We start from the raw sequence: 23422 nt of genomic DNA, 5'->3' as shown, positions 1-23422 counted from the left end.
GTTCAGAGGCCCGCCGTAGCGCCGACCCACGCCTCAACATTCGTCAGATCGGCACCAGAGAGAGCTGTGCGGGCAATGACGAGCCCGGAGTAGGCATCCGGCGGGAAAACAGTTGCCGGCGTGCCAGGCGTTGTCGTTCCTGAGGAAGTGCCGATGTAGAAGTCGTTGAAGTTCCAGTTTCCGTCGCCGGCCAGCGTCGCAGACGCGACCTGCACGCCATCGACCCGGAAGATGACAGAGGTGCCGTTCTTGATCGTCGTGAAGACGTGATAATTGGCCGTCTCAACAACCGCCTGGAAAGCCGTCACAGCTGTGCGGCTATCCACCTCGATAACCGACGGGCCACGGTTCGTCGTTGTCGTCCGGATCGAGAAGCTCGCCTTCGTCGCCGCTCCAGCCGAACCGAAGAACGACAGGCGGTTGGTCACGCCCGCTTGGATCTTCGCGGCCTCAACGATCGTGAACTGCGACGTGGCCGTGTTGCCGTCCGGAATGTCGAGCAGCGCGGCGAACGCATTGCCCTTCAGGTATGCCCCGGCCGGGAAGTCGATTACCCGCTTGTTGCCGGTCTGGCCACCGTTGGTGATGATGGCCGGAGCCCCGCCGATCGCCAGCACGTTGCTCGAATATTTCTCACCCATCTGAGTGAGGTTATTCGAGCCATCGGCCAGGACCTTGCTCGTGTCGTTCGTATCCCACGCGAAGCCGAGGTTGGCGCCGAGGTCAAGCGGCTGGAACGTCGCGACGGTTGATTGAGTGACGGTCGATGCCGAGCCGCTGCCGGCCGCATTCGATGGCGTGACGCGAACATCATAACTCGTGTTCGCTGTCAGGCCCGTGATCGTGCCGGTCAGCGCCGAGGAGCCCGTCACGAACTGCGTCCATGTACTGTCGACCGTCCTCTTGTACTCGACGAGATAGGTGATCGGGTTCGAACCCGTCGAGGGTGCGGTGAAGGAATAGGCCAGCGTCGTGCTGCCGGCGCCCGTGATGCTCAGGCTGCCCACTTGGCCCGGCGCCGTCGGCGTCGTATTGAGGCTCAGGAGCGCTGCCATCGCAGCGGCCTTAGCCGATGTCGGATGGGTGCCGTCAAGCACCGGCGGGAAAGGACCGCCCCAAACGTTGCTGTTCCGGGCCGACATGGCGGCGTCTGCTACTTCAAGCACGGTGTCGACGTTTGCAGGGATAGCCCGGATCGAGGTGTTGAGCGGTGTGAGGTCCGTCATGTTGCCATCGGTCTTCGGCGTCTGGCCAGCTACGTCGGCATAGGCGTTCGTCGTGTCGCTCCGCGGCGTGATCGTTGTTTGGAATATATTCGCGGTGCCGAACAGACCATAGATGGTTTGATGGTCCGCGAGGATCTGGGCGGCGGTGCGGCCAAGTCGAAGGTCGTTGACGCCGTGTTCGCAGATCACGTCGGAATAGGACAGAAGGCTGAGAAGCGCGGCAACGCTCGCGGTAGCTCCTGCAAACTGTTGCGCCGACTGGCCTTTCTTCGCCATCTTGAGGTACGGCATGCCTGTCGCGTCGAGCAAGCGAGCACCCCACCCGCTTCCACCCTTAGCGCCCGCACTAGAAACGTCGCCCTGCCCGAACATGATGCTGTCGCCGACGAGGATGTAGCTCTTCGCTGGCGTGCCGGTTTGCCCCTTGGCGATCTTACCGACGATGGCGACGGAACCGAAGGAGGTGGTGACAGCATCGGCCGAGATCGTGCCTGAATTGCCCTGGTCAGTGAGAGAATTGCCGTCCTCAAGGCCGAGCGTGCTGTTATTTGCTGGCATCTCGATCAGCGGGAAGTTTGTGACCGATGAAGTCAGGTTGACCGTGCGCTCGGCGAACTTCGCGCCGGCTGGGATCACCAGGGGCAGACCCGTTACAGAAGAAAGCACGACATCGGACTTGAATGACCCTGTGTCGATGAGCTTGGAACTGGCGCCCGACCAAAGGACTTGATGGAACACGCCGTCAGGATATTCGATATAACGCTTGATCGTGCGAGAAGAAGCGGCGGCCGGCTGCAGTGTGGCGTCCGAGATATACCACGCGCTGTCGACGCACTGGAGATCAGTGATATCGGCGAGCGGATGTGCGTAGTGAACCCGCCTGGACGTCGTATTGGCAGCAATCGTGCCGACAGCGGTGGCCACCTGAAAGCGGCTGCCGACGATGCCCGAGGTCTCGCCTATCGACGGCGCTCCCCCGGTGATCGGCAGGCTGTCAATCCAATGGCCAGCGCTATTCTGTGCCGCCTTGCCAGCTACTACCCTCACCGGGATGCCCAGCGGATCTTCCGTCACGCTAATCGGCGTCACCGGGCGTCCGGCTGCATCCGTTTCGCCTGCCACTGCATTGCGCACGGGGATGGCGTCGACGGGCTTGCCGGCGCTATCTGTCGCAACGACTGTGGTGACGGTCTTAACGAGCATTGCCAACCTTTTTCGAATGCGTCACAACAGAGCCATGACCGATGAGCACTACCGAGCCCTGCGCACGCTTATCCTTGACCAGAACGTCAAGATCGAAGCGCTGTCTGCTGAGGTCCGTAGGCTTCGCCAGGCGATCGAGAATACCGAGCCAGTCGCGAGCGCCGATAACCGCATCAGCTCCGACGAGCTCGAAGAGCTTCTCAGAATTCGACAATTCCCCGAGCCACACAGCGGCAATTGACCGGCTGACCGGGTGGCAACCCCTGCTCGGCTCCTGTCGCCTCGCCCCATTTGTATGTCTTGCCGTCCAGTGACCGATGCAGCGGACGCACCCGCTCGTCATGGGCCGTCATCCAGTTGTAGCTCGTCACTCCCGCCTGCTCCTGCCGGATTCTGTTCAGGTCGGCATTTAGCTTGCTTGTCTGGTCGCGAGCTATCAGCTTTGCCCGTCGATCGACTATGCCGAACTGCTCCTGCAGGCCCTTGCGCAGCGTGGTGACCGAGTTGCCGGCAATGCTGTTGGCATAGACGGTCTGCTCGACACGCTTCAGCACGTCATCGCCCAGGCTCTTGATCAGCGAGGCATTGCGTGCCGCGGCGGCCTGCAGGTAATCGGCCAAGTCCTCTTGCAGCACCACGGCCGCGAGATCGATGCCCAGCGCCCGCTTTGCCGTCGCCATGAAGGCGTCGGTATGGCGCTTGGACTCGAGATCCAGGATCGAATTGACGGTGCCAGATGCCAGCCTCACTAACTGTGCGACCAGAGCATCAAGTCCCGAAAACCACGTCCTGTCCGCATCTGCCGTCATAGCCCGCACGGCCCGTTTCTGCGCCTGCTCCCGCTCATAGAGGGGGATGATCGTCGTCCGCGTCTGCGCGACAACCTGCGTCAACATGGCCCGCAGCGCCGTCAGATACTGCTTCTCCGCCGAAAGCCGGACATTGACCGGCGGAAGAATTGTCTTCGACCCTTTCGGCCGGTCCACGAGCTTGGCGAGCGAATAGCTGCGCATCATGCTTCGATGATCCCGGCCTTCCAGTCATCGTTCACTTCCTCGAAGATTTCCGGCCCGAGAATGATCTCGCCGCGGTACGGCTCGACCTTCGACAGGTCCATGCCGTCAGGCTTCTGCCACGTGATGGTGACATGCGGCTGATAGTCCGGATAATCCGTTTCGGCGCCGAGGCGCTTGATGTCCTCATGTCGCCAAGTCAGGCGAGAACTGGCGAACTGCAGCACGACCGCATCGCCAAACTGCTCCATCAGGCGCGGGCCACCGGCGAGGATCTTGATCGTGTTGCCACTGTCAGCCCACTCGATGTCGTTCCCGACCTTGATCCAGTCCATCGGCGACCGCGTGTGAATGATGGTGACGTGCAGACCATCCTGGACGGTAGCGAACCCCTGAGCCTTCGCCCACTTCCTGATGTCGGCAGAGTTGACGACGTCGCGGCGGATGTAGAGCGTGCGCGGCGCAGCGTCAGCGGCTTGCTGACGCTGCGTTGCCTGCTTCTCCGGATCTTCCGTCTGGCCTTCATCCCCGCCGAGATCGGCTTCCCAATCGTCGCCAGTGTCTTCCATGGCCTGGTCAAGGCCGGGATAGAAGCCATTCTCGACGAGCTGATTGGCGACGACGGTACGCAACTCCTCGCTGGTGAATAGACCAGTAGTGACGAGGATATTGGCCGTGTCGGCGTGCATCTTGCCGATTTCAGCCTGCTCCTTCTCGGTCATCTGCTTCAGCGGCGACCACTCGTAGAAGATCTCTTCCGGTCGGCTGCCGAGCGCGGAGCGGATAAGGCATTCGTCGAGACGATAAAGCGCCGGCGCCATTTCCAGGCTCTGGATGGATGAAACCCGGTCGTAATAGTTGTTCATGTCGGATTCGCCGGTGGCGGACATGCCGGCCGGCGACTGACCGAGGAGGCGCGTCACAGGGATGTCGGCGGCGCCGGCGGCCATCTGCAGGAACGTTTGCATCACGTCCGGCAGCGTGGCGAAATTGATCTGTTTGCGGTCGTATTCCTCCTCCTTGTCGAGGAGAAGCGCGCGATTGATGCCCTTCGCCGTGGCCGCCAGCATAAAGCGATCGAGCAGCCGCTGCGAATAAGCCGGATCAGACAGGCTGTTCATGAAATCCGGAATGCGGAAAACGTCGACGTTGGCCTCAAACACCAGGCTGGCGATGTTGGCGGCCGTGGCATCGGCGTTCTTCATCGCCGAGTAGACGGCCTCGATGATGCTGTCACCCCATCCCTGGTTGACGCCGAAGTTGAGCAGATTGTCGCCATGAGGCGCACCAATGAAGACGGCCATCCTGGAAGGATGGATGCGCACCATCGAGGCATTGCCGGTCACCTCATAGTAGGCTGGCCGACCATAGAACTCCGAGAGCACATTCTGCTCGATCGGCCCGGCTGTGACGTCACGACGGCCGAGAACGGTGAGATATTTGATCCCGCCCTTCTTCATGCCTTCGACGCTCAGCGGCTCCATGAGATCCTGCTCGCCGGTGCCGATGAACAGCGCAGCGCCACCCCAGAGGCGAGCTTTGATCTTCACCTCAAGCAGTTTCTGCCAATAGCCGAGACGCTTCTCTTCAGCCTCGATAAGCTCGATCTGATCCTGTTCGGCCTGCCAGTCGCGACCTTTCCGGACCGCGTCCATGGCGGGGATATCGACGATCTTCCGGCCGAGCCAGTTGCTCTTGTAAATCGCGGCGATCTGATAATCGTCGATATACTGGATGCCGTAAGCGGCCGTCGCCATCTTGTCCCGGAAAGGGTCGCCAAGGCCAGCAACGACCGAGCGCAGGCTGTCATTGGCCCGGAGCTGGATCACATCACCCATTGCGCTTGTTCCTGATGTTCGGCGGGTTCTTCACGACGTCCCGAGCGACCTTCGGCAAGACCTTCAGCACACCCTTTGCGCCGGACTGCTTCCGTGCCTCGGCGATCATCTGCCGGCGCCTTTCACAAGCTCCACAGGCCATCGGAACCCTTAAATGTTGGCGAGAGTGTATGAGGAGCCCAGCGCAAGCTCGTTCAGAGCATCCGCAAAGGCGTCCACTTGGTCGTCGAATTGTCCATTCGGGAACGTGCAGACCTCGTCGAGGAATTCCTTGTTCCAAGGCCCGCGCAGTATCTTCACATTCCCAGCCTCCGCTTGTGCAGATGCAGGCGTAGCCCGGGTGGCCTTGTCCCCGCTCGGGAGCACGACCTTGATCGATCTTCCCGCAAGCAGTTTAACCTTGGTTGCCGCATCTGCCTTGCCGGCTGCACCGGGATCCTGCGGCAGCCTGACGGTTACCGACTGTCCATCCTGCGAGGCAACATTCTTCAGCGTCTTCTCGACGTCATTCGGTGACCATCTGCCCCTCTGGACGTCCTCGACATAGAATATGCCGTTGACCTTCAACATCCGCAGGCCGACGGTCCAGTCTGGCTGCTTGCCTGGCTTCGGCTGCGTTGCCGCGAAATCCCACGCCCTGCAGCGCTTTCCTCCCGCTGGCACGGCGTCCACGATCTCGAAATCGGACCGTTGGAACATGCCGCCGGCGCGAGGTGCTGGCCGCTGCTGATATTGACCGGCATAGGCGTATGAGCCCATGTCGCGCTTGAGCTTTTCGACTGCTTCCCGCGGAAACCTGACGGGATCGAGGAGCTCTCCCTCCTCCTTGCGAGGATCGTGAAAGCCGATCGCCGTACTGCATGCCCTTTCAGGCTCGAACTCCATCGGCAGCATGAGGTGGACGTATTCCATCCCTACTTCGTGGATGACGCCCGAGATGTCCTCCTCGTGAAGGCGCTGCATGATGACGACGATCGCCGACCGCTCCTGGTCGTTCAACCGGTTCTGGGCGCCCTCTCGGAACTTACGGGTGGTCGCCAGTCGATCTGCAGCAGACTCCGCGGTCTCGGTCGAGTGCGGATCGTCGATCACCAGACGGTCGCCGCGCTGAGACGTCAGCGATCCGAAGGGCACGCCCTCACGGGTGCCGGTCTTCGTATTCGAGAACGACGTTTCGCCGGTTCGGTTGAGCTCGACCTCAGGCCAGAGCGACCGGTACCAGTCCGACAGCATCAGGTCGCGGCACTTGCGGGTATCGCGCTTGACCGGACCATCGTTGAACGAGGTGGTCAGGTAGCGCATGGACGGGAGACCACGCGGCCCCCACTCCCATGCCTGCCACATGACCGAGACCAGCAGCGACTTCGACGAGCCGGGCGGGACGTTGATCAGCAGCCGGTTGATCCGGCCGTCTGTTACCGCTTCAAGGTGCGCGCAGATGGCGTCGATGTGCCAGCCATGCGTATATTTCGCTGTCGGCTCCAGCACATGCCATGCTTCACGAACGAAACCAGCTAGGGTTTGGCAGCGCGCCCGTATGCGCTCCGCATCCTTGGCGATCCGTTCCCGCTCCGCTTCAGCCGCTCTCCTCGCCCTCTCCGCCCGGATTGCCCTCATCATCACCGCTGCCGGCGGCAAGCGGGCCAAAGATGGCTTCGAGTGCATTGAGCTGCTCTTCCGATACGTTGGTTAGGTCGACTGTCTGGATCGGGCCGCCGCCGCGTCCGGTATGCTGCATTGATGCGAGCTTCGGATGGACGTAGGGAGCGGCAGCCTTTGCCATATCGTCCCGCCTCGCATTGTCAGCCTTGGGGTTCCTCATCACCTTGAGCATGTACTCAAGTGGAGTGGTGCCGCCCTTGGCAATCTCGCGCTCACGGCGCGCTGTGGCTTTGTTTGGCGTGCCCTTCCGTCGGCCTCCGGTCTTTTTTCCGACTGCCATCTACTTTCCATCTATTTTAGATTTCGCTGTGGAGAAGTCGAACAATGTGCACAGGTTGCGGATAACTGCGAATTTAACCCGCACAGATAGATCGCCCCATTCCCAGACTCGCCGTTGTGTGGCCTGCTGCTAATGCAACCAGCAAAGGAGAGAGAAGTGACGACCGGCAAATGCCCCAAGTGCGACAGCCACATGCCCTACGTTAAATTTGAAGGTATCGAGGCCAGACAGAACTTCGGTACCAACGCATGGAGCTCAGTCTCCTTTTTGTGCCCAGTCTGCTCGACGGTCATCGGTGTACAGATCGACCCCGTTGCGATCAAGACAGATACCGTCAACGCGATTCTGAACGCGCTGAAGAAAACCCGATGAGGACCAACATGGCTTTGAGATCAATCGGAATAGATGAACTCGATCACTTTCAGTTTGACGAGCACGGGCGATTGCACTGGAAGGGTGAACCGGTGCTGCTGGAGAAGCGCGTCCGATTGGAAACCTATCAAATCGTGCTCGCAACATTAGCTTCCGCGGGAGCATTCGCCGCAGGCGCCCACCCCTTCGGCCATTCCTTTGGTTGGTGGTAGTTTTCAGGGCATGAACCAGAGGGTCTATAATGGAACAAATCGAAATAGCCGGACAAATCATGTTACCGATGGGCGGAGGCGTGGTGATGATGGACTACGTGATCTGGCAAAATCGGTGCTGGCTAGTGCCGATATGGCTCGAGCCCATTGCCGGCGGCCAAATCCGCCCACTTCGCTTGATTGCTCCACGGATGGCGGCTGGCTACGCGGCTCCTCCTGGTCCAGAACTACTGCAGACGTTTCAGCAGATGCCACTGCCTGAATCAGTCTACCAGCAGGGGCACATACCCGCCGAATACGCAAATCTTGTTGCGGTCGTAGAAAGCCCACCCGTCTTCCGGGCGGCCGTATGAGCTTTTTCAGCGACCGCCACAGATCGCACCAGCTTTCATCCTGGCCACCACGCCGGCAGAGACGATAGGGCGAACGTCAGCGCCACAAGGCCCCCGATGACAAGCCACCCGAGCCCTCGGCGAACAGGGTGAGGCAAAGCAGCCACGCGAGCTTGCACGCGATGTGCAAGGCTTTGTCTTGGGCGAACGTCGTCTTCCGCCTCACCTTTGCCTCGCCGATCATCGTGTGTGGCAGCCATTCGAGAAGCCCCAGCCAGATATTACCTGTGACCAGAGCAACGCCGGCGCCTTGAATGCCGGAGTGAGCGATCAGGTGATAAACGCGGAGCGGGCCTGATTGTTTGGCATCCGAAAGGAATTGCCCCTCCAAAAGAAAAGCCCGCCTCGGCGAACCGGGCGGGCTGTGATGTTGGTTGCAGGCTCCGGAGTTGAACCGGATGTTTCGCGGTTATGAGCCGCGCGGCTTACCGTTTGCCCTGCCTGCGTGATCTATGCGGCCTTGCGTTTCGCTTCGCGCTGCTTCCGGCGTTCGTTCTGGGCCTCTGCCCATGAGAAGTCCCGAAGGCTGTCGTCAAACTCAAAGGCTGAAGGCTTTGCGTCAGGTGCTCGCCAGTGCGTCACGTTTTCTGCGATGATGACATCTTTATCACCGATTTCGGGGGCATCAGGCAACAGGGCAGAAACGTCTATTTCGTTATGCTGGAATGGCTTGCGAGACAAAGCTAACAAAATACGTAAGATCGCCCGCTCTTTTCGACGTCGGCCGGTCTCAGGATGAATGCCGGCTCGCTTGCACCAATCCTTGAAAACCAGCTTCGTCGCCATGCATCTTGCCCATGAGGTGAGACACAGGCGCTCGTTCTCATCCTCAACATATTTCAGCCAGCCGAGAGCTTCTTCAGCTTCGGTTATCTCCCACGGCTTAGGAGAATGGTTGATCGAATTCCAGAAAGCTTGCCGCTCTGCCGCCAGTCTTTCAGAGCCCCAGCCGTTCTTGTCTGCCTGGGTATATGGAATTTCGACCCATGCCGCGCGGCTTTGGCTTGGCCCGACTGAGTAAAGGCCGCCCATGATCTGCACGGCGCGGATAAAGCGCTCTCCAATGTCTCGTCCGGTAATCATGCTGCTCCTCGTCTATCGTCCAAGAGATCGGGTTGGACCGCCAGCGCGCCGAACCGCCGCCGCATCCGTTCGTATATCATGCCGCCCAAGGCATGTCGTTTGGAGACCACGCCATCGAGGTCGAAGGCCCAGTATTGAAGATAGCCCAGCGGGATACTGTCGAAGAACGAGAACCAGGCGGAGACGTTGTTGTCGACGAGATCGGGGAAGTTCTTGGCCGCCGCCCTCACCATGTCGCTTACGACCCATAGGGACGTCTCGTCGACAAAGGCTTTGTTGTTGGCTGTCTCTGCCAGCGTCATGACCACGAAACGCGCGTGTGCGTCTCCATGGCGCTTTCTGATTCGGTCGAGGGTGGCGATCGCTCGCGTCTGGCCGACCGACGGCATCACGTGCGCCGGCACGACAGCAATGCCGTATTCTGCGAAGATCGCGAGGGCTTCGGGATGGTCGTGTGGGTCGGTCACGCGGCCCTCCAGAGGATAGCTTTCTGATCGGCCGGAATGCGATGGGGGCCGCGCGCCATGGGATGCTTCGGCGCCCCGCGGTTCGTCGTCCCCCAGCACCACAGGTCCGGATATGGCGCTTCGCCCGATTGGATCTCCTCGACGACGTGATCTATCCAGAGATGATCCCAGGCGATCGCACCCCAGCAGACGAAGACCTGATGTGCTGCCTTCGCCTTGGCGACCAGATGCGGGAGATTGACGAAGTGGACGTCGTCGCGAACATCCCACGCCCCATGATCGATCGTCGCAACGATCTTGCGGCATTCGGCTGGGCTGGAGGTGCAGAAGGGATAGAGGTTGACGGCGTCATAGCCGCCGAATCCGAACTCGCGGAACCAGGCGTTCCACCACCGCGAGGTATTGTCGTCTTTCATGCCATCAGCCGTGGACGGATTGCAGCCGATGACACAGGCCTGAGGACCGCCGCCCCATCGCCGCGTCAGCGTCAGGCGGTTCTTGCCGTGGAACTCAGCGTCACGGTGCATATCGAAGCCGAAGAGGTCCGTCATTCCACCCACCCATGCCTGAAAGCGAAGGCGACGAGGGCCGTGTCCTTGTAGACTCCGGCCTTTTCCTTGATCCGCGCCTGATAGGTTCTCACCGTGTGCGCCGACAGCGAAAGAATCGTGCTCATTTCCGCTGCCGTCTTGCCTTCGCACTGAAGCTGCAGGACCTCCTTTTCGCGCGGTGTGATGTGGATCGTCGTGTCCTGCATCAGCGCACCTCTTTCCATTTGGCGCGCATTTTCACGCTGCCCAGGTCTCTTCTTTGCAAGCCCAGCCGGTCTGCGAGGATGGGGATAGATCGACTGGTAATGCGGTAAATGGCGCTTATCTCGCTGTAGAGAACCTCACTTCGATATGCGTTCTGGAACGAGCGCAGGAAGGTTACCCCAGGCTCCAGGGCGAGGCGCATGGATGCCTCCTCTTCCGTGGGCCTGGGGTGCGTAAAGAGCTGATAGATGCTGCTGTGATCACGCTTCAGCAGACGGCTGATCTGCAGCTCAGTGAGGCCGAACTTCTCACGCAACTCCCATGCCAGCATACGGCGGGCCATAACGAATGGGAGGAAGATGAACGGGCCCACCACTTCCTTCAACGTGAAACCGAGTTCCAAAGACCGTCGGATGAGATAGGTCTTCGGCGTCTTGGCGAAGGCCGACGAGGCTCGATAGGCCTTGACGTGGAATTGAAATGGATTCCTCTCGGCCAATACGGGTCTCACTGGCGAGCGTTCTACCGGCCGCGGGGCAGAGATGGCCTTCTGCCCATTGATTGCGTTACGCGGCTTCATCAGGCGGTTTCTGATGGCCGCAGCGTTGCGGCAGTAGGCGTCGGCGTCGAAGGGTTGATTGGCGATGGTCATGCCGCCTCCCCGTTCTTCTGAAACAGCCGATCGGCGGCGGCGCGGCGGGTCTCTTTGACCGAAGAGCCGGCGATCTCCCGCGAGGCGACCAGGTGGCCGTTGAAGTATGCGAGTGTGTGCTGGAGCACGGCCTTGGTGGCGGAAAGCTCGTCGGGGAACACCAGCGGCTTGTCGCCTTCGGCCATGATCGGCTTCGGCCTCGAGTCCCTGGCGAAGCGGGTCATGGCCCACCAACGGCCGCCGGGGATTGGGTGAGCATATCCGGCGAATTCGTTCATGCTGCAAATGCCTCCATGATGATGAGCTTTCTCGTTTTTGAGACCCCGCAGAACCGCCAGCCGGCTTTGCGGAAGCAATAGCCCCAGACTGGGTTCCCGCGAACGATTGTCGGAGGAACCTGATAGGTGTCGATGTAGGTGTAGAGGCGCTCACCGGGCCAACGCTGCCAGGCAACAGTCATGGCAGACTGCATCAGGTCGCTGGCGCGCTGGTCGCTCTCATTACGGAAGATCGCGCAGTTGACGCCGTCTTGCCCGTCGGCCGAAATAAACTTACGCCAGACGCATAGGGCTTTGGCATCGGTCGTCAGCAGTACCAGTTTCTCGCCCGGACCAACGAAGATCTTCGGCTTGCGCCCGTCAGCATAGAGGTACCGACTGTAGTGGCGATCGAAGAGTGCGCGGGCGGTATCGTTCCCGTCCTTCACCTCGATCCATCCATCGCCGAAGAGGAAGGGCTGCTCGCTCATGCCTCCTCCATCATCCGAACAAGGCGAGCTGCGCCGGCGGAGCCTCGCGCGGCAAGCCGAGTGACAAGAGTGCGGAGCGCATACGCTGCTTGAAGAGGGACAACGCCGTTGCCGAGCATGCGAAGTCGGTCCACGCGGCCAATGTCCAGCCGGGAGGCCAGCCCATCAGCCACTCGACGAAAAGCGGGTTCAAGCTCCGGCGCGATCGAGAGGGTGGTTCGCCATCCTTCAGAGTCGTCCGGGCCGGGTGGGAACAAGGAAACCTCTCGATCTGATGACGCAATGAGTGGTCGCCAGCCTTTGGCTTCGGTACCCACGTTCCATTCGAACCCCGTTCGGCATCCATCGCCTGCGGCGTCCGCCAGAGATGCGCGACGAAATTCGGAAGCTGGTCCAAGTGGAGCCTTCCGGTCCCGTTCTGAAGATGGTCTTGGCCATTCGCGCCCTTGTGATCTCGGGCAGCGGGCGTCGGCCAAGCCGAGAATGAAAACCCGAGGGCGGTCGTGCGTCGCGCCAACTTCTCGCGCCTTAAACAGTCCTCCCTCCACCTCGAAACCAAGTTTGCGAAGGTCTCGGTGTACGCGCTCCGCTCCAGCGATTTCGTCAGCCCCCGCTGACAGCATCCCGCCGACGTTTTCGATGAGGACGAACCACGCGCCAGACTGGACAAGGATGCGGCGGGCGTCGGACCAGAGATCGCGCTCGTCTTCGGTGCCAAGCCTTTTGCCGGCAAGGCTATGCGGCTGGCACGGGATGCCACCAATGACGCCGTCCACTGCTCCACGCCACGCGCGGCCGCCGAATGTTCTGGCATCGCTCCACACAGGCGCTGGAGCCATAAGGCCCGCTTCCATAGCTGATACCAGTTGCGCGACCGCGAAGGCTTCCCTCTCGACCATGCAGACTGTTCGAGCGCCTGGAACTGCCAGCTCGACGCCGAGATCGAGTCCGCCGCCTCCGGTGCAGATGGAGAGGATGTTGAGGTGGTGGGGGTGTAGAGCCACATTCAAAAGAGTTCCCTCTCGCGTTCGGGCTGCATGGAGACGTAGCGGGTAAAGCGGGCCTCGAAGCGCACCCGCTCCTTGATGGTCGCATCGCCGAAGCGACATTTGACCGAGCCGATCTCTGCGATCCCTTCGAGGTCTCCGGTGAACACCCGATGGATCTTCTTCCAATCGGCGTCGGTGGCGGCGATGGCCTCCCGCTCGGCTTTGTATTTCTCAGCCCGGTAGAGGTAGAGGATCCCGTCATAGTCGGCCTTCGCCCCTTCCCCGCCGTAGAGGTCGGCGGCGATCGGACGCGGGTTGTCTCGACGGGTGCCGAAGCTGTTGCGTTGATTGAGGATGAGCACGGCGCTGCTGGTCTCGTCCGCCAGGGCCTTCAATTCCGCCGTGACGTCGCCCGAGATGCGGTCGGCTGAGAGCTTGTCGTTCTTCGGCTTCACCTTCCCGATGTGGTCGATGACGAGGAAAGGCGTCCGGCCGTTGGCCCGCTTCTTGATGAACCGACGGGAATAGGCGACGAGCTGCGACACCCCTTCCCGCTGGCATCGGATGATTTCGAGGGGCTGCCGATCGATCCATGTGGCGAATGAAACGCACTGGTCCTGCTCCTTCTGGCTCATGAGGCGGCTTGGCTCGCGCTGCTGGCGAACGTCGATTCCGTGAACCTGGGCGATCATCTGACGGACGCACTGGGCCGACGACTGGTCATAGGAGAGGAAGAGGACGGGGTGACCTTCGCGCACAGCGTGATAGATGAGCTGCATGGTCAAGCTCGACTTGCCCTCGCCCGACGACGACAGCAGCCCATAGAGGTTCCCGGCTTCGAACACAGGCTCGGACAGGACGCGCGCGATCTCCGGCAGTGCGATCGGAACTCCGATAACGCCGTCGCGCCGTGACGAGGCTTGGAAGGCAGAAAGATAGGATGACCCGGGGGAGGATATCGCCGTCGTCTCCGCGAACCGGGCCCGAAGCTCCTTCAGCCGGCTTTCCAACTGCTCGATCTCGTCGCCGATCGTCAGCAGCCCATGCCCTTCGCTGGCCACCGTTGCCATATACTGGGCTTCCTGCCCGATCTGTCTGGCCATGACCTGGCCCTTGATGATCTGCAGGGAAGCTTCGAACTGTGCTTTGCGCGCAGGACTGCTGCCGATCAGGAAAAGGTTCTCGACATATTCAGCCGGGGTGAACGGAAGCTTGTCGACTGCGCGGGGAAGGAACGGCTTTAGCGACACCGAATTTGCGACCTGATGGCCAGCGACAAGCTCGCCGATCTTGTCGAATACCGTCTGATGCAGACCTTCGACGAAGTCCGACCATTCAAGGCCGCATTCAGACATCAGCTCATTCGATGCGAGGATGCAGGCGAGCACGGTCTTCTCGGCTTCGAAGACATCGTCCTCCGTGATCCGGTCCATGAACAAACGGCGGTTGGGGAGTTCGTTCATGCGGCCTCTCCGAATTTTCCAGCCTCGTCGCCCCAGGTCGTCCAGCCGGCCCGGTTGGTGCGCGAGAAGAGTTCCAGCCGGCGAGCGCGCGGCATCAATCTTTCGGCCTCGCGGTATCCTTCCTCTGGCTTCCGGGAGTGTTCCCGCGCCAGACCAGGGAACGATGACCGCACTGACCGAGTCGTCTTCGGCTCGCCTCGCTTGCCGATCAGGATTGGCTCGTTAGAAGTGCGAAAAATGTAGCCAGTACCGAACGCCTGCTTTCCATTGCGGGTCGTCTTCATCCACGATCCAGCGGTGGCAAACTCGAAACCCCAAGCGTGCAGCACATCAAGAGCCTGCGGCAGCATCGGGTTGGTTGCCCAGAGCCACAGGAGGCAGTTCGGCGCCGCGAGGTCCAAGACAGGTAGCGCCTTGATATCCTCCAGAGGCATCAGCCGGTACTTCGACTGAGTCGACTTGGATTTGTCGCCGTTGTCCGACCACTCCTGCATCTTCCACGGCGGATCGGCCATGATGAAATCGAAGGAATGCGGCGGCAGGTCGCCGAAGGGCCATAGATCGGGGAAGAGCCTCACCAGACTTTCCTCCCACTCTTCCAGACCTTCAGCGTGATCGTGTTGACGTTGGTCCCCACGCTGGCGAAGGAGTTCATCGGGTTGTCGGAGAAGACCCCATTGAGCCTGGCGATGTGCTCGCGGAAGGCGACAGCCTTGCGGCTCTCGGCAAACTCGGTGTGGGCCGACATGATCGCGACCAGCAGGCCCTCAGCTTTGAGAAACTTCAGGGCGTGCATTACGTGGTCAATGTCCCGCTCGCGATCGAACGGCGGGTTCATGATGATGCGGTCATAGAGATCGGTTATGCGCGGGTTCAGAGCCAGGAAGTCGGCGCAGATCACACGGCCGTAAATGCCGGCGGCCTTCAGGTCCTTGGCCAGATGCGGCTGGCATTCGATGCAATCGACCGCAGCGCCGGCCATGACAGCCCGCCTGGAAAGCTGTCCGGTTCCGGCCGACGGCTCAAGAACATTCAGAACGCCGTCGCGGCTATGGAGGCTTGCGAGATCGATGGTTCTGTCTGCCAGGCTGTCGGGCGTCGGGAAGAAACCGAAATTCTTCGCCATCTCTCGCTTCGGCTCGTGCAAGCCGCCATCGTCTTCGTGCTTGCGCTCCTCCGGAATGACCTCGCCATAGTATTCGCCGATCATCCGGTTGGCCTTCGTGACCAGATCGTCACGCTTGAACCACAGGTGCGCATTGCCGTTCTTGAAGATCCGGACGGCGTAGAATTCGCTCTGCACCTCCGTCTGCCGAGCGCCGCGGCCGTCGAGGCGCCGGGCCTTGTCCAGTTCACCGACGATGCCGGCATAATCAGCGACCGGCTTGCGACCGTCGAGGATGAGGAAGGTCCGTTCAATGTCCTGCAGGGTGGAACGGTGATCGCGGTGATAGTTCCACCAGCCGTTTTCGTCGAACATCCGATCGAGGATGACACGGCCTCCGAGCTTCCAGCCCGAGTGCGAGCGGAAACGCCGATCGAGGTTCGAGAACATCTCGGCGATACCGCGCCGGAAGATCATCCCGGCCTCGGCCATGAAGTGCTCGATTGTTGCGTAGGCGTTCTCTTCGGTGAACTCCGGGGCGTCGGTCAGGAGCTGCTGACGCAGCTCGTCCTTCGCCTTCTTGTCCATGAGATGGTTGAGCTCGGTCGAGTGGATCACCGAATCCCAGACGCGTCCGTCGATGTAATGCCGGTCGGTGATGACCTGGCCCTTTTCTCTGGTCGAGAACAGGCCGGCCGCGAACGGCGCCGCAACCTTCAGCATCGCGGCGGCTTCTTCCATCTGCTGCTTTGCTTCGGCCTCAGCCGATCTGGCGCGTTGGAAGGCGGACAGAGCGGCGTCCCGAAGTCTGGCGATCTCGGCGATCGATGCGCGGGTGATCAGCTGGTTCATGCCACCGCCCTCTCGTTCCGCTGCATCCGCAGATCCATGAGCGGCTGCTGGTACCGGCCGGCGTGGACCTTCATGTCACGGACGCCCCAGCAAATCGCCAGGGCGCAGGCCTCAGCGGCGTTATGGGCAAGCGCCTTTTGCGTAGGGAGCTTGATGCCGATGCGCTCGCATTCGGACACCGCGGCGGACTTCCAGTCCTTCTTGCCTTTGTTGTCGAGAGGCGGCTTGAAGGTTTGGCCGTAGAAGCTCTTGCGCCATGTGGCCGGCGGCAGAGTGCCGTAAGGGATGCCGAAGTTCGCGATCGTCGAGACGATGGCCGTCGTCGCGATCCATGGATAGAGCATTGCGTCGGCGCTGGTGTTGCCGATCTTGGCGAGCGACTGCTCCTCGAGCACGACCCAATCAGGCCTTCCATGCTCGCGGATGAGCGCCGCGACCTTCAGGCCGATCTGGTCGCCGGTGTAGTAGTGGTCGCTCTTGTCTGGCATCTGAAAGACACCGCATTTGATATGGGAGAAGTTGCGATCGACCTTCTGCTGATCTGGATCGTAGACGCACCAGCCAGTGGATTTCGAAGGGTCAAAGCCGAAGATGGTCGTCATATGGCGCCTCGCGGAAGAGAAAGTCCGGAGCATTCGCGCTCCGGCAGTGAAATCGGCCGCACTTGGGAGGATCAGCGGCCGACCGGGAGAGACGTTAGGCTTTGACGCTACCGAGGCGTTCGAGCATCTCGCGCCGTCCAGCTGGAGGATCGCCCATGATGTCGCTTGTGACGTTCTTACGAAGTGCGTGTGCGGGAGGAGCGGCGGGCTTGCTGGATGGAACTGATGCCGCGACTTTTGCCGGTCTGGTCTTGTCGGCCCAGCGGGGGAGAACGACTTCGACGAACCCGCCTTCAATCTGCTCGAACTTCACCCAAGCGGCCAGTTGAGCCTCGTCGACAAATCGCGCCTGGTGGCCGATCGGGATTGAAACCCAGTCACCCTTTGCCGATTTCTTGAAGGAGACCGGGGCGTCGCCCACGCTGTTGTTCTTGCGGAACCGCAGAAGTCCGTGATCGCTGTCGGTCCCCACGAAGAGCTCGAGCTTGTCGCCGTCGGACCATCCGAACTGCGCAGCGAGCGCCTTGGTGAGGGTGAAGCTGATGCATGCCGGCCCCTTGCGTTTCGTGACGCGGACCTTGAAGCCGGTCCCGACCGAGGCGGCATTGATATGAATACGTGCGCGTTCGAATGCCATGCTGATGCTCCTCAGTCTTCTTTGTCTTGAGAGAAAGGATCGTCGCCTGTCGCACGCGGTTCCTCGTTCGTTTTCGACGCCTTGGCGGCGTTGCGCTTTTCCATCGCCGACTGCAGGTTTTCGCGGGCGATGCGCTGGCCGTCGTCCCAGCCGGACAGCCAGGTCTTGTCCTCGCTGCTGCCGGCAGAATATTTCTTCGACACCCGATCAAGCCCGGCGAGGCCCGCCTCGACGCCGGCGGCGAAGATCATCTGCTCGTTGGTAACTCGATCGGCGAGAAGGTCGCCCTTGCGGTCATCTTGGATAAGGCCGAGGCGGATGCGATTCCGCTTCAGCATGTTGAAGTTATCGACCTTCTTTTGCGGATCGTCGGTCAACATGCAGTCGATGAAATCCTTCATCTCCTGCTCGGATATGCCGTCGTTCTTGGCGTCCTTCTTGGCCGCCGTTTCGCTTGCCTTCAGCTCTTCTCGCTCGTGGTGAATGGCAATGCGCCGGCGGACGTGGTGAGCCCACAGAGCCTGCTTTTCCAGCTCGGTCAGTTCCTTGCTGTTATCGCCGATCTGCGCTGCCATTATCGTCACCGTCCTTTCGATTTTGCTTGCCGAACCTTTTCAGCAATAGCTTCAACTTCACCCACCAGATCTTCAAAGCGATCATCGTTTCCTCGTACTTCCGCGATCTCCCGTCGGAGGTCGCTTATCTGTTGCTCGCAGTAGTCGAGGTAGGCGGTGCGGATGGCGAAGAAGGCGTCGACTGAGATCGCCTTCGCCCTCCCAGCCCTCAGATGCATGATCTGCCAGAAGGACAGGCCATGCTTGCGAGCCAGCCGCCGCACCGCATTCTCGACGTCACCGTTGCCGGCGGTTTCCCGCTCGACCATCCGCCTCACGTATTCCGATGCGATTGCCGTACTCATGACTTTTCGACCCTGATTTTCTCTCTTGGTTTCTTGAACGAAATTCTCTGACACCGTGAATGCGCTCCTGCCGCCTTGGGATTAGCTTCATTGGTGTCAGAGGGATGCGCGGTCAGGAAAGGTTATGCGTTCCCGCCCCTCGACGGTGAGTTCGCCCGAACGACCAGATTGGAACCCTCGACGTTCAGGCGGGTATTTTGAAATGGAATGACGTTGTCCCCTCCGGGGGCCGGAGCGATAAGGACCCTGTCCTCCGGATCAGCTCGCATGAAGCGAATGGCTGCGATCAACAGGACCGACATGCACAAGATGATCATCGCGGCGCAGAGACCCTGGATTGCTACGGAGGCGCTCATGCTGCTTGCTCCACGATGGAAATGGCGCCGGATGCGCCACGCTGGATAAAGCCGTGACTTTCGATTGCGATGACCATCCGGTGAACGTTGCTGCGAGACGCCTGGCCCATGTGCTTTGCGATCGTCGCCAGTGACGGCGCGCAATCGTTCTCGGAAGCGTAGGACCGGATGAAGTCCAGGCACTTCCTCTGGCGAAGCGTCAGGCCTGAAAGGTGCAAGTTGGAAAGCTGCCGCCGAATCTCATCGGCAAGCGCCGGATCGGATTTGATGAGTTCTCTTGCGACGGCCGAGAGATCACTCATGACCGCCCCCTTGTCGCGACAACCTCAACGTCCCGGCCGCAGGCCTCACAGTGACGCTCAATGAACTCAGCTACGGAAAGGGTTTTGCTGCATGCCTTGCAGATGTGAAACGTCATCGGCTGAACGGCTGGGCGCTGGATCTGGCGGGCTGCATCGATCGTCGACGTCATGCGACACCGCCTTTCAGGAGATGAAGCGTTCCGTCCCTGCCGCACTTCGGACAACCCGCTTCGCCTGTTTCGAGATTGAAAACCGTGTCTCGGATGAAACCGGCGTGGCCGCAGCCGCCGCACTGAAAGGCCATAGACGTGACGCGGTGGATCGCGTGATGCGCCGGCAGCCGGTCGATGGCATCGAACATTGCCTCTTCCTGGCCAGCATCGCCGAGGGGCACGCGCAGCGCGGTGCGGAAGATTTCCTGGAGAGCCTCTTCAACCGTGTTCATGCTGCTATTCCCTCAGCATTGGAGGAGTGAGGATGGACCGGCACGACATAGGTCTGCCACGCGATCGGCTGCTCGCCGGCCGCCAGGCCATCCCAAGCTCCACGCTTTTCATTCCAACGGGTGACAGAGAGCTTGCCGCACTTCGTCGCCAGCCAGAGGCGGCGGTCACGAGGGGCAGCTGCTATGTCATAGGTCCATTCGGAGCCGACGCTGGCACCAGCATGATCGCCTCGCTTCTCGATCTCCGCCTGCAGCGCCGTCGCCGCCGACCAGGCTTCCGCCCGCAAGACTTCCAGCTTTTCGACGCGGGCGTCCGTCGCCTCGATATGAGCCGCCGGCGCATACAGCTTGCGGCAGGCGTTCCAGCAGTCGACGAAACGCTGCATGTCCTCGGGACGGCCGGCGATCGCGACAAAAACGTCTTCACCGCCCTTGGTGGTGATGCGCGTCGTACCTTCGTCGAAGTTGTCGATGATGAGTTCGGGATATGGCTTGAAGGCGGTCATGCTGCTGTCTCCGCCTCAGCTGGATCATCAAAGAACAGAGCGTCGTTCCAGTCGATTTCACGTGCGGACGCAGCCGAGCGGATCGCCTGCATCTCTTCGAGCGAGGGGGCGACTCCGTTTTCCCAACGCGATACGGTTGCCTGCGTGACACCGGCCACCACGGCGAACTCTGCCTGGGTGACACGGAAGACGTTTTTTCGGATGTGCTTCATGGCGTTCATGCGCACGGATATTATGCGCAAACGGATTATTTGCAAGCGCATTTTATCCGCGAACGCATTTTTCTTTATCCGTGCGCCGTTCTAGCGTCCAAGAATGCCAACTATCCCGGAAAAATTACGCGCGATCATGAGAGCCAGCGGCTGGAAACAGATGCAATTGGCTGAGCATTTCGAAGTTTCGCAGTCCACCGTGAACCGATGGCTGACTGGATCTGAGCCTGAAGGCCACCGGCGCGACGCTATCAACGAAGCGTACGAGCGGCTCGTCGATGAAGGACCACGCGCTGATGGAGATGCCTGGCACTCGATACCGATAATGGGCTTCATTGGCGCAGGCGCCGAGATCCTGCCGGAGTTCGAACAAGTTCCACCAGAAGGCCTCGACCAGGTGAGCGTTCCCTTTCCGCTTCCCGAGGAAATGATAGCACTCGAGGTCCGGGGCGATTCTATGCTCCCGGTTTACAAGGACGGCCATGTCGTAGTCGTTTACCGAGATCAGAAAAAGCCAGTCTCCGCTTTTTATGGCGAAGATGCCGCCGTCAAAACCACCGACGGCCGGCGCTTCCTCAAGACGATCATGAAGGGATCTCCGGTGACATTGATGTCGTTCAACGCGGCGCCGATCGAGAACGTTGGGCTCGATTGGATCGGCGAGATATTCGCCGTTATTCCGCGATCGCAGCTCAAAAGGGTTGATCGCGCTGGGGGAATCCAGGGGAGTCTGAAATTAGCATGACACCGACGCCATATCTGGACCCGCAGTTTTCATGGATCACGCCCTCTGTATTCATTGAATTCGCTGAAGATACCCAACTAGATTTGAAATGTGGCAAATGCCCTAGCCCGAACGGATTCTTCATCGACACCGGCTGGAACGACGGCTACGTACCTAGATTAAGCGCGATAGCGAGCACGCCGGGAAACGTCGTTGACCTTGCCCTAAGCAAGCATTTGGCATGCGTGAGGGTTCTTTGCACTGACTGCGGACACCTCGACATGTACTCGATGTATGTCGTGCAGGTGTGGCGATCGAAGAAAAATGCGCGACAGGAAAGAGGGCTCCTGTTTGATGAGTAGCGATAATATCGTTCCGTTCAACAAAGGCGAAGACGCCATGGTTCCGCCGATTAAAGCATTGAAGTCCGGCGGCGGAGGTGGCACATTTGATGACATGGAAGCGCGTGTAGAAGCCTTAGAAAAGAAATTCGACAAGATCGAAGGCAAGCTCGACGGCATTGCCAACGATATGGCTTACATTAAGGGAAAAATTGAGGGGTTCCCGTCCGCCTCCAGCTTCGGGGAACTAAAGGGCAGAGTCGACAGCCTTCCCACTACAGCGAAAGTGGCGGCGATCGTGGGCATGATTGGGGTCGGCGTAACCATCATCGCTAAATGGGCCGAGCTATCAAAATTTCTTCCCTGATCTCCGTTTCCAATTACTCCCCTCAGAGCAAGAATCTGAAAAGGGATATAGATTACCGTTATTAAGCCTACCGTTATTAGGGGGGGCGCTGGTGACCCCTTGGCAAGGGGTCGCTAGTGACCCCTAGAGAGCTTCCCACGCGAAGATTAGACGGTAGTGATTGACGGCACGATTCCGTCGTCCGCGCTGCACTTGCTCCTTGTCGATCAAGCCCTCGTCGATGAGTTTTCCGACCGCCCGTTTAACCGTCGTAGGGCTCAAGTTGAGGTCTTTGGCGATGGTCTTCTGCTGGTGCTTAGTGTGATTGTCGCGGCGGTTCATGTGCATCGCGATAAAGATGCCGACCCGCTGACAATCTGCTGAAAGATAGGGCCGCCCTAAGATGTGGCGAATCCATTCATCTCGGTCGCGGTACCATTGGCCCGCTTCGGATAATTCTGGTTGATTTTGCATGACGCGAAATTATCCGGGATTATCCGCGTCCGCAATAAATTTTATCCGTTTGCGCATTTTTTGTATTGCTATTTATCCGTTTGCGCATAATATCCGTCCATAAAGCCGATCGCGACTGACTAGCCCACGGGCTCAGAGAAACGGGATCGGCGGCACCAAAGAGGACGGGACCATGCAGCACATTCGCAACATCGAGACCGAGCAGAGCAAGCGCGATGCCCGCTGGAATGCCGCTCGCACGCTGGCTGACTGCGACGCCTACATGGCGATCGAGGCACAGCGGACCGGCGCTATCGGCTTCGAGAAGATGCATGACCGGTCGAACACCATCAAAGGACCCTCCTTCATGCGCGGCTACCGCTCGATGGTCGCCGGCCAATACCGCTACGCCCGCGAAATCCTCGGCATCACCGAAGAGGATCAGCTCTATGCGTAACTTCTTCGAGATCCGGCGCCTGCAGCAATATTCGGCTGAGGAATACGCCGACGGCAGAGAACGCCGTGATGGCCCCCACGCCGTCTACCTCCGAGACTACATCGAGTTCAGCTTCAGCTACGGCGCGAAGCTCGCTGCTCAAGCTCGGGCGGCCATGAACGTCACTGACGCCGACCAGATTTATTCGTGAGGGGAAAACGATGACAGAGAGCAAGCACACACCGGGTCCGTGGCATGTGGACCCGAAATCTCCGGAAGAGAGCTTCTTCGAAGACGTGAATGTTCTTCGCCACGACGGCCTAGCAATCGCTGTATGCGTCCATAACGGCGATATCCTACCGCCGGAACCGGAGGCAAACGCCCGCCTGATCGCCGCCGCTCCTGATCTGCTGGAGGCTCTGAAAGAATTCGCCTCGATGCCGTGTGAAACGGACGGCGCCGAAGATCTAGAAGGTGGCTGCTGCCGAACATGCCGTGCCCGTGCCGCCATCGCCAAAGCCGAGAGTTCGTCGGCGTCGTTGGTAGCGGCGGAATAGGAGGGGACGATGACAGACCGTATCGACTGGCGAGGAATGTTCAAGCGGGTTGTCACCAGAATGCGTGACGCTGGAGAGAGCCAGGAGATGGGCGCGCGTTGGATGGCTCAAGAGGCCAGCGCTGCAGTGTTCGATCTCACCGAAGAGAACAAGCGCCTTCGCGCCGCCCTGCACGAGATTGCCACCACCGACGATTACCGCGGCTTGACCGCGGAAGAAGCGATGAGCGTCGCGCAAAAGGCTCTCGCCGCTTCATAACCAACCACAGACAAGA

The 23422-nt window shown here is 60.0% G+C and carries 36 protein-coding genes and 1 tRNA gene; 10 read left to right on the top strand and 27 right to left on the bottom strand.

Annotation, left to right across the window (positions count from 1 at the left end):
• Positions 1–2: 2 nt before the first annotated feature.
• From FFR93_RS16340 to FFR93_RS16315, 6 genes are all read right to left on the bottom strand, one after another.
• Positions 3–2429 (bottom strand): fibronectin type III domain-containing protein, encoded by a 2427-nt coding sequence (locus FFR93_RS16340; RefSeq protein ID WP_138394001.1) that lies wholly within the window; start codon positions 2427–2429, stop codon positions 3–5.
• Positions 2419–2643 carry a hypothetical protein gene (locus tag FFR93_RS16335; protein WP_138394000.1) on the bottom strand — a complete coding sequence of 75 codons (225 nt, stop codon included), beginning with the start codon at positions 2641–2643 and terminating at the stop codon, positions 2419–2421. The genes FFR93_RS16340 and FFR93_RS16335 overlap by 11 nt, the downstream gene beginning before the upstream one ends.
• A complete protein-coding gene (locus tag FFR93_RS16330) occupies positions 2630–3445 on the bottom strand; it encodes a phage minor head protein (protein ID WP_138393999.1) in 816 nt (271 codons plus the stop codon). The genes FFR93_RS16335 and FFR93_RS16330 overlap by 14 nt, the downstream gene beginning before the upstream one ends.
• Positions 3442–5280: a phage portal protein gene (locus tag FFR93_RS16325; protein WP_138393998.1), complete on the bottom strand. Its 1839-nt coding sequence runs from the start codon at positions 5278–5280 to the stop codon at positions 3442–3444. Before FFR93_RS16325 ends, FFR93_RS16330 begins: the two co-directional genes overlap by 4 nt.
• A gap of 150 nt (positions 5281–5430) precedes the next feature.
• Positions 5431–6900, bottom strand: a complete 1470-nt coding sequence (gene terL / locus FFR93_RS16320; RefSeq protein WP_138393997.1) for a phage terminase large subunit — start codon at positions 6898–6900, stop codon at positions 5431–5433.
• A complete protein-coding gene (locus FFR93_RS16315; RefSeq protein WP_138393996.1) occupies positions 6857–7222 on the bottom strand; it encodes a hypothetical protein in 366 nt (121 codons plus the stop codon). The genes terL and FFR93_RS16315 overlap by 44 nt, the downstream gene beginning before the upstream one ends.
• A gap of 156 nt (positions 7223–7378) precedes the next feature.
• Here FFR93_RS16315 and FFR93_RS16310 point away from each other — a divergent pair, with 156 nt between their 5' ends.
• From FFR93_RS16310 to FFR93_RS16300, 3 genes are read left to right on the top strand one after another with little or no spacing between them, the layout of a single operon-like run.
• Positions 7379–7594, top strand: a complete 216-nt coding sequence (locus FFR93_RS16310) for a hypothetical protein (protein WP_138393995.1) — start codon at positions 7379–7381, stop codon at positions 7592–7594.
• Positions 7595–7602: 8 nt separating this feature from the next.
• Positions 7603–7806, top strand: a complete 204-nt coding sequence (locus tag FFR93_RS16305) for a hypothetical protein (protein WP_138393994.1) — start codon at positions 7603–7605, stop codon at positions 7804–7806.
• 29 nt (positions 7807–7835) lie between these two features.
• Entirely contained in the window at positions 7836–8159 is a 324-nt protein-coding gene (locus FFR93_RS16300; RefSeq protein WP_138393993.1) for a hypothetical protein, read from the top strand.
• A 76-nt stretch (positions 8160–8235) separates the two neighbouring features.
• Here the strand turns inward: FFR93_RS16300 and FFR93_RS16295 are convergent, their stop codons facing one another.
• The 20 genes from FFR93_RS16295 to FFR93_RS16200 all read right to left on the bottom strand — a co-directional run bounded on the left by FFR93_RS16295 (position 8236) and on the right by FFR93_RS16200 (position 20300).
• Positions 8236–8529 carry a hypothetical protein gene (locus FFR93_RS16295; protein ID WP_138393992.1) on the bottom strand — a complete coding sequence of 98 codons (294 nt, stop codon included), beginning with the start codon at positions 8527–8529 and terminating at the stop codon, positions 8236–8238.
• 40 nt (positions 8530–8569) lie between these two features.
• Positions 8570–8644 (bottom strand) — tRNA-Met (locus FFR93_RS40895).
• A 4-nt stretch (positions 8645–8648) separates the two neighbouring features.
• A complete protein-coding gene (locus FFR93_RS16290) occupies positions 8649–9281 on the bottom strand; it encodes a hypothetical protein (protein WP_138393991.1) in 633 nt (210 codons plus the stop codon).
• The gene (locus FFR93_RS16285) at positions 9278–9748 is read right to left on the bottom strand and encodes a hypothetical protein (protein ID WP_246661323.1); all 471 of its coding nucleotides are present in this window, start codon (positions 9746–9748) and stop codon (positions 9278–9280) included. Before FFR93_RS16285 ends, FFR93_RS16290 begins: the two co-directional genes overlap by 4 nt.
• Entirely contained in the window at positions 9745–10299 is a 555-nt protein-coding gene (locus FFR93_RS16280; RefSeq protein WP_138393990.1) for a DUF1643 domain-containing protein, read from the bottom strand. The genes FFR93_RS16285 and FFR93_RS16280 overlap by 4 nt, the downstream gene beginning before the upstream one ends.
• Entirely contained in the window at positions 10296–10505 is a 210-nt protein-coding gene (locus tag FFR93_RS16275; RefSeq protein WP_138393989.1) for a LuxR C-terminal-related transcriptional regulator, read from the bottom strand. Before FFR93_RS16275 ends, FFR93_RS16280 begins: the two co-directional genes overlap by 4 nt.
• The gene (locus tag FFR93_RS16270; protein WP_138393988.1) at positions 10505–11155 is read right to left on the bottom strand and encodes a hypothetical protein; all 651 of its coding nucleotides are present in this window, start codon (positions 11153–11155) and stop codon (positions 10505–10507) included. Before FFR93_RS16270 ends, FFR93_RS16275 begins: the two co-directional genes overlap by 1 nt.
• Positions 11152–11433 (bottom strand): hypothetical protein, encoded by a 282-nt coding sequence (locus tag FFR93_RS16265; protein ID WP_138393987.1) that lies wholly within the window; start codon positions 11431–11433, stop codon positions 11152–11154. The genes FFR93_RS16270 and FFR93_RS16265 overlap by 4 nt, the downstream gene beginning before the upstream one ends.
• Entirely contained in the window at positions 11430–11903 is a 474-nt protein-coding gene (locus FFR93_RS16260) for a hypothetical protein (protein WP_138393986.1), read from the bottom strand. The genes FFR93_RS16265 and FFR93_RS16260 overlap by 4 nt, the downstream gene beginning before the upstream one ends.
• Before the next feature lie 1006 nt (positions 11904–12909).
• Positions 12910–14355 carry a DnaB-like helicase C-terminal domain-containing protein gene (locus FFR93_RS16250; protein ID WP_138393984.1) on the bottom strand — a complete coding sequence of 482 codons (1446 nt, stop codon included), beginning with the start codon at positions 14353–14355 and terminating at the stop codon, positions 12910–12912.
• Complete coding sequence (locus FFR93_RS16245) at positions 14352–14933, bottom strand: MT-A70 family methyltransferase (RefSeq protein ID WP_138393983.1); 582 nt, start codon at positions 14931–14933, stop codon at positions 14352–14354. The genes FFR93_RS16250 and FFR93_RS16245 overlap by 4 nt, the downstream gene beginning before the upstream one ends.
• Positions 14930–16312, bottom strand: coding sequence for a DUF4942 domain-containing protein (locus FFR93_RS16240; RefSeq protein ID WP_138393982.1), 1383 nt, complete (start codon positions 16310–16312; stop codon positions 14930–14932). Before FFR93_RS16240 ends, FFR93_RS16245 begins: the two co-directional genes overlap by 4 nt.
• A complete protein-coding gene (locus FFR93_RS16235; protein WP_138393981.1) occupies positions 16309–16914 on the bottom strand; it encodes a hypothetical protein in 606 nt (201 codons plus the stop codon). The genes FFR93_RS16240 and FFR93_RS16235 overlap by 4 nt, the downstream gene beginning before the upstream one ends.
• 94 nt (positions 16915–17008) lie before the next feature.
• The gene (locus tag FFR93_RS16230) at positions 17009–17551 is read right to left on the bottom strand and encodes a hypothetical protein (RefSeq protein WP_138393980.1); all 543 of its coding nucleotides are present in this window, start codon (positions 17549–17551) and stop codon (positions 17009–17011) included.
• Positions 17552–17562: 11 nt separating this feature from the next.
• Positions 17563–18126, bottom strand: a complete 564-nt coding sequence (locus FFR93_RS16225) for a hypothetical protein (RefSeq protein WP_138393979.1) — start codon at positions 18124–18126, stop codon at positions 17563–17565.
• Between the two features lie 5 nt (positions 18127–18131).
• Positions 18132–18434 (bottom strand): hypothetical protein, encoded by a 303-nt coding sequence (locus tag FFR93_RS16220; RefSeq protein ID WP_138393978.1) that lies wholly within the window; start codon positions 18432–18434, stop codon positions 18132–18134.
• Between the two features lie 388 nt (positions 18435–18822).
• Entirely contained in the window at positions 18823–19128 is a 306-nt protein-coding gene (locus FFR93_RS16215) for a hypothetical protein (protein ID WP_138393977.1), read from the bottom strand.
• Positions 19129–19294: 166 nt separating this feature from the next.
• Positions 19295–19573: a hypothetical protein gene (locus FFR93_RS16210; RefSeq protein ID WP_138393976.1), complete on the bottom strand. Its 279-nt coding sequence runs from the start codon at positions 19571–19573 to the stop codon at positions 19295–19297.
• On the bottom strand, positions 19570–20079 hold the full coding sequence (locus FFR93_RS16205) for a hypothetical protein (protein WP_138393975.1): 510 nt from the start codon (positions 20077–20079) through the stop codon (positions 19570–19572). Before FFR93_RS16205 ends, FFR93_RS16210 begins: the two co-directional genes overlap by 4 nt.
• Positions 20076–20300: a helix-turn-helix domain-containing protein gene (locus FFR93_RS16200; protein ID WP_205910743.1), complete on the bottom strand. Its 225-nt coding sequence runs from the start codon at positions 20298–20300 to the stop codon at positions 20076–20078. The genes FFR93_RS16205 and FFR93_RS16200 overlap by 4 nt, the downstream gene beginning before the upstream one ends.
• A 94-nt stretch (positions 20301–20394) precedes the next feature.
• Here FFR93_RS16200 and FFR93_RS16195 point away from each other — a divergent pair, with 94 nt between their 5' ends.
• The 3 genes from FFR93_RS16195 to FFR93_RS16190 are packed head-to-tail and all read left to right on the top strand — an operon-like array spanning position 20395 to position 21723.
• A complete protein-coding gene (locus FFR93_RS16195) occupies positions 20395–21036 on the top strand; it encodes an XRE family transcriptional regulator (RefSeq protein WP_138393973.1) in 642 nt (213 codons plus the stop codon).
• The gene (locus tag FFR93_RS40890) at positions 21033–21377 is read left to right on the top strand and encodes a hypothetical protein (RefSeq protein WP_171049198.1); all 345 of its coding nucleotides are present in this window, start codon (positions 21033–21035) and stop codon (positions 21375–21377) included. Before FFR93_RS16195 ends, FFR93_RS40890 begins: the two co-directional genes overlap by 4 nt.
• Positions 21370–21723: a hypothetical protein gene (locus FFR93_RS16190; protein ID WP_138393972.1), complete on the top strand. Its 354-nt coding sequence runs from the start codon at positions 21370–21372 to the stop codon at positions 21721–21723. Before FFR93_RS40890 ends, FFR93_RS16190 begins: the two co-directional genes overlap by 8 nt.
• A gap of 123 nt (positions 21724–21846) precedes the next feature.
• Here the strand turns inward: FFR93_RS16190 and FFR93_RS41280 are convergent, their stop codons facing one another.
• Positions 21847–22176 carry a helix-turn-helix domain-containing protein gene (locus FFR93_RS41280; protein WP_205910742.1) on the bottom strand — a complete coding sequence of 110 codons (330 nt, stop codon included), beginning with the start codon at positions 22174–22176 and terminating at the stop codon, positions 21847–21849.
• A gap of 172 nt (positions 22177–22348) precedes the next feature.
• On the opposite strand from FFR93_RS41280, the gene FFR93_RS16180 reads away from it, so the two are divergent.
• From FFR93_RS16180 to FFR93_RS16165, 4 genes are read left to right on the top strand one after another with little or no spacing between them, the layout of a single operon-like run.
• Positions 22349–22612, top strand: a complete 264-nt coding sequence (locus FFR93_RS16180; protein ID WP_138393971.1) for a hypothetical protein — start codon at positions 22349–22351, stop codon at positions 22610–22612.
• A complete protein-coding gene (locus FFR93_RS16175) occupies positions 22605–22802 on the top strand; it encodes a hypothetical protein (RefSeq protein WP_138393970.1) in 198 nt (65 codons plus the stop codon). Before FFR93_RS16180 ends, FFR93_RS16175 begins: the two co-directional genes overlap by 8 nt.
• A gap of 10 nt (positions 22803–22812) precedes the next feature.
• Positions 22813–23148, top strand: coding sequence for a hypothetical protein (locus tag FFR93_RS16170; RefSeq protein WP_138393969.1), 336 nt, complete (start codon positions 22813–22815; stop codon positions 23146–23148).
• Between the two features lie 9 nt (positions 23149–23157).
• Positions 23158–23406 carry a hypothetical protein gene (locus FFR93_RS16165; RefSeq protein ID WP_138393968.1) on the top strand — a complete coding sequence of 83 codons (249 nt, stop codon included), beginning with the start codon at positions 23158–23160 and terminating at the stop codon, positions 23404–23406.
• Positions 23407–23422: the final 16 nt, after the last annotated feature.

The sequence above is a fragment of the Rhizobium sp. MHM7A genome (assembly GCF_005862215.1).
In the GTDB taxonomy this organism is placed as follows: Bacteria; Pseudomonadota; Alphaproteobacteria; order Rhizobiales; family Rhizobiaceae; genus Rhizobium; species Rhizobium bangladeshense.
The sequence above is the reverse complement of the archived record's forward strand: the minus strand, read 5'-3'. Positions and strand labels throughout refer to the sequence as shown.

Coding starts and splice junctions, on each gene's coding strand:
- FFR93_RS16290 (WP_138393991.1), bottom strand. CDS start 9,281: ATGATTACCGGACGAGACATTGGAGAGCGCTTTATCCGCGCCGTGCAG.
- FFR93_RS16215 (WP_138393977.1), bottom strand. CDS start 19,128: ATGAGTGATCTCTCGGCCGTCGCAAGAGAACTCATCAAATCCGATCCG.
- FFR93_RS41280 (WP_205910742.1), bottom strand. CDS start 22,176: ATGCAAAATCAACCAGAATTATCCGAAGCGGGCCAATGGTACCGCGAC.
- FFR93_RS16170 (WP_138393969.1), top strand. CDS start 22,813: ATGACAGAGAGCAAGCACACACCGGGTCCGTGGCATGTGGACCCGAAA.
- FFR93_RS16180 (WP_138393971.1), top strand. CDS start 22,349: ATGCAGCACATTCGCAACATCGAGACCGAGCAGAGCAAGCGCGATGCC.
- FFR93_RS16205 (WP_138393975.1), bottom strand. CDS start 20,079: ATGACCGCCTTCAAGCCATATCCCGAACTCATCATCGACAACTTCGAC.
- FFR93_RS16325 (WP_138393998.1), bottom strand. CDS start 5,280: ATGGGTGATGTGATCCAGCTCCGGGCCAATGACAGCCTGCGCTCGGTC.
- FFR93_RS16330 (WP_138393999.1), bottom strand. CDS start 3,445: ATGATGCGCAGCTATTCGCTCGCCAAGCTCGTGGACCGGCCGAAAGGG.
- FFR93_RS16280 (WP_138393990.1), bottom strand. CDS start 10,299: ATGACGGACCTCTTCGGCTTCGATATGCACCGTGACGCTGAGTTCCAC.
- FFR93_RS16200 (WP_205910743.1), bottom strand. CDS start 20,300: ATGAACGCCATGAAGCACATCCGAAAAAACGTCTTCCGTGTCACCCAG.
- FFR93_RS16190 (WP_138393972.1), top strand. CDS start 21,370: ATGAGTAGCGATAATATCGTTCCGTTCAACAAAGGCGAAGACGCCATG.
- FFR93_RS16175 (WP_138393970.1), top strand. CDS start 22,605: ATGCGTAACTTCTTCGAGATCCGGCGCCTGCAGCAATATTCGGCTGAG.
- FFR93_RS40890 (WP_171049198.1), top strand. CDS start 21,033: ATGACACCGACGCCATATCTGGACCCGCAGTTTTCATGGATCACGCCC.
- FFR93_RS16300 (WP_138393993.1), top strand. CDS start 7,836: ATGGAACAAATCGAAATAGCCGGACAAATCATGTTACCGATGGGCGGA.
- FFR93_RS16250 (WP_138393984.1), bottom strand. CDS start 14,355: ATGAACGAACTCCCCAACCGCCGTTTGTTCATGGACCGGATCACGGAG.
- FFR93_RS16220 (WP_138393978.1), bottom strand. CDS start 18,434: ATGGTCGAGCGGGAAACCGCCGGCAACGGTGACGTCGAGAATGCGGTG.
- FFR93_RS16235 (WP_138393981.1), bottom strand. CDS start 16,914: ATGACGACCATCTTCGGCTTTGACCCTTCGAAATCCACTGGCTGGTGC.
- FFR93_RS16305 (WP_138393994.1), top strand. CDS start 7,603: ATGGCTTTGAGATCAATCGGAATAGATGAACTCGATCACTTTCAGTTT.
- FFR93_RS16340 (WP_138394001.1), bottom strand. CDS start 2,429: ATGCTCGTTAAGACCGTCACCACAGTCGTTGCGACAGATAGCGCCGGC.
- FFR93_RS16260 (WP_138393986.1), bottom strand. CDS start 11,903: ATGAGCGAGCAGCCCTTCCTCTTCGGCGATGGATGGATCGAGGTGAAG.
- FFR93_RS16210 (WP_138393976.1), bottom strand. CDS start 19,573: ATGAACACGGTTGAAGAGGCTCTCCAGGAAATCTTCCGCACCGCGCTG.
- terL (WP_138393997.1), bottom strand. CDS start 6,900: ATGATGAGGGCAATCCGGGCGGAGAGGGCGAGGAGAGCGGCTGAAGCG.
- FFR93_RS16315 (WP_138393996.1), bottom strand. CDS start 7,222: ATGGCAGTCGGAAAAAAGACCGGAGGCCGACGGAAGGGCACGCCAAAC.
- FFR93_RS16230 (WP_138393980.1), bottom strand. CDS start 17,551: ATGGCATTCGAACGCGCACGTATTCATATCAATGCCGCCTCGGTCGGG.
- FFR93_RS16225 (WP_138393979.1), bottom strand. CDS start 18,126: ATGGCAGCGCAGATCGGCGATAACAGCAAGGAACTGACCGAGCTGGAA.
- FFR93_RS16270 (WP_138393988.1), bottom strand. CDS start 11,155: ATGACCATCGCCAATCAACCCTTCGACGCCGACGCCTACTGCCGCAAC.
- FFR93_RS16240 (WP_138393982.1), bottom strand. CDS start 16,312: ATGAACCAGCTGATCACCCGCGCATCGATCGCCGAGATCGCCAGACTT.
- FFR93_RS16165 (WP_138393968.1), top strand. CDS start 23,158: ATGACAGACCGTATCGACTGGCGAGGAATGTTCAAGCGGGTTGTCACC.
- FFR93_RS16275 (WP_138393989.1), bottom strand. CDS start 10,505: ATGCAGGACACGACGATCCACATCACACCGCGCGAAAAGGAGGTCCTG.
- FFR93_RS16195 (WP_138393973.1), top strand. CDS start 20,395: ATGCCAACTATCCCGGAAAAATTACGCGCGATCATGAGAGCCAGCGGC.
- FFR93_RS16265 (WP_138393987.1), bottom strand. CDS start 11,433: ATGAACGAATTCGCCGGATATGCTCACCCAATCCCCGGCGGCCGTTGG.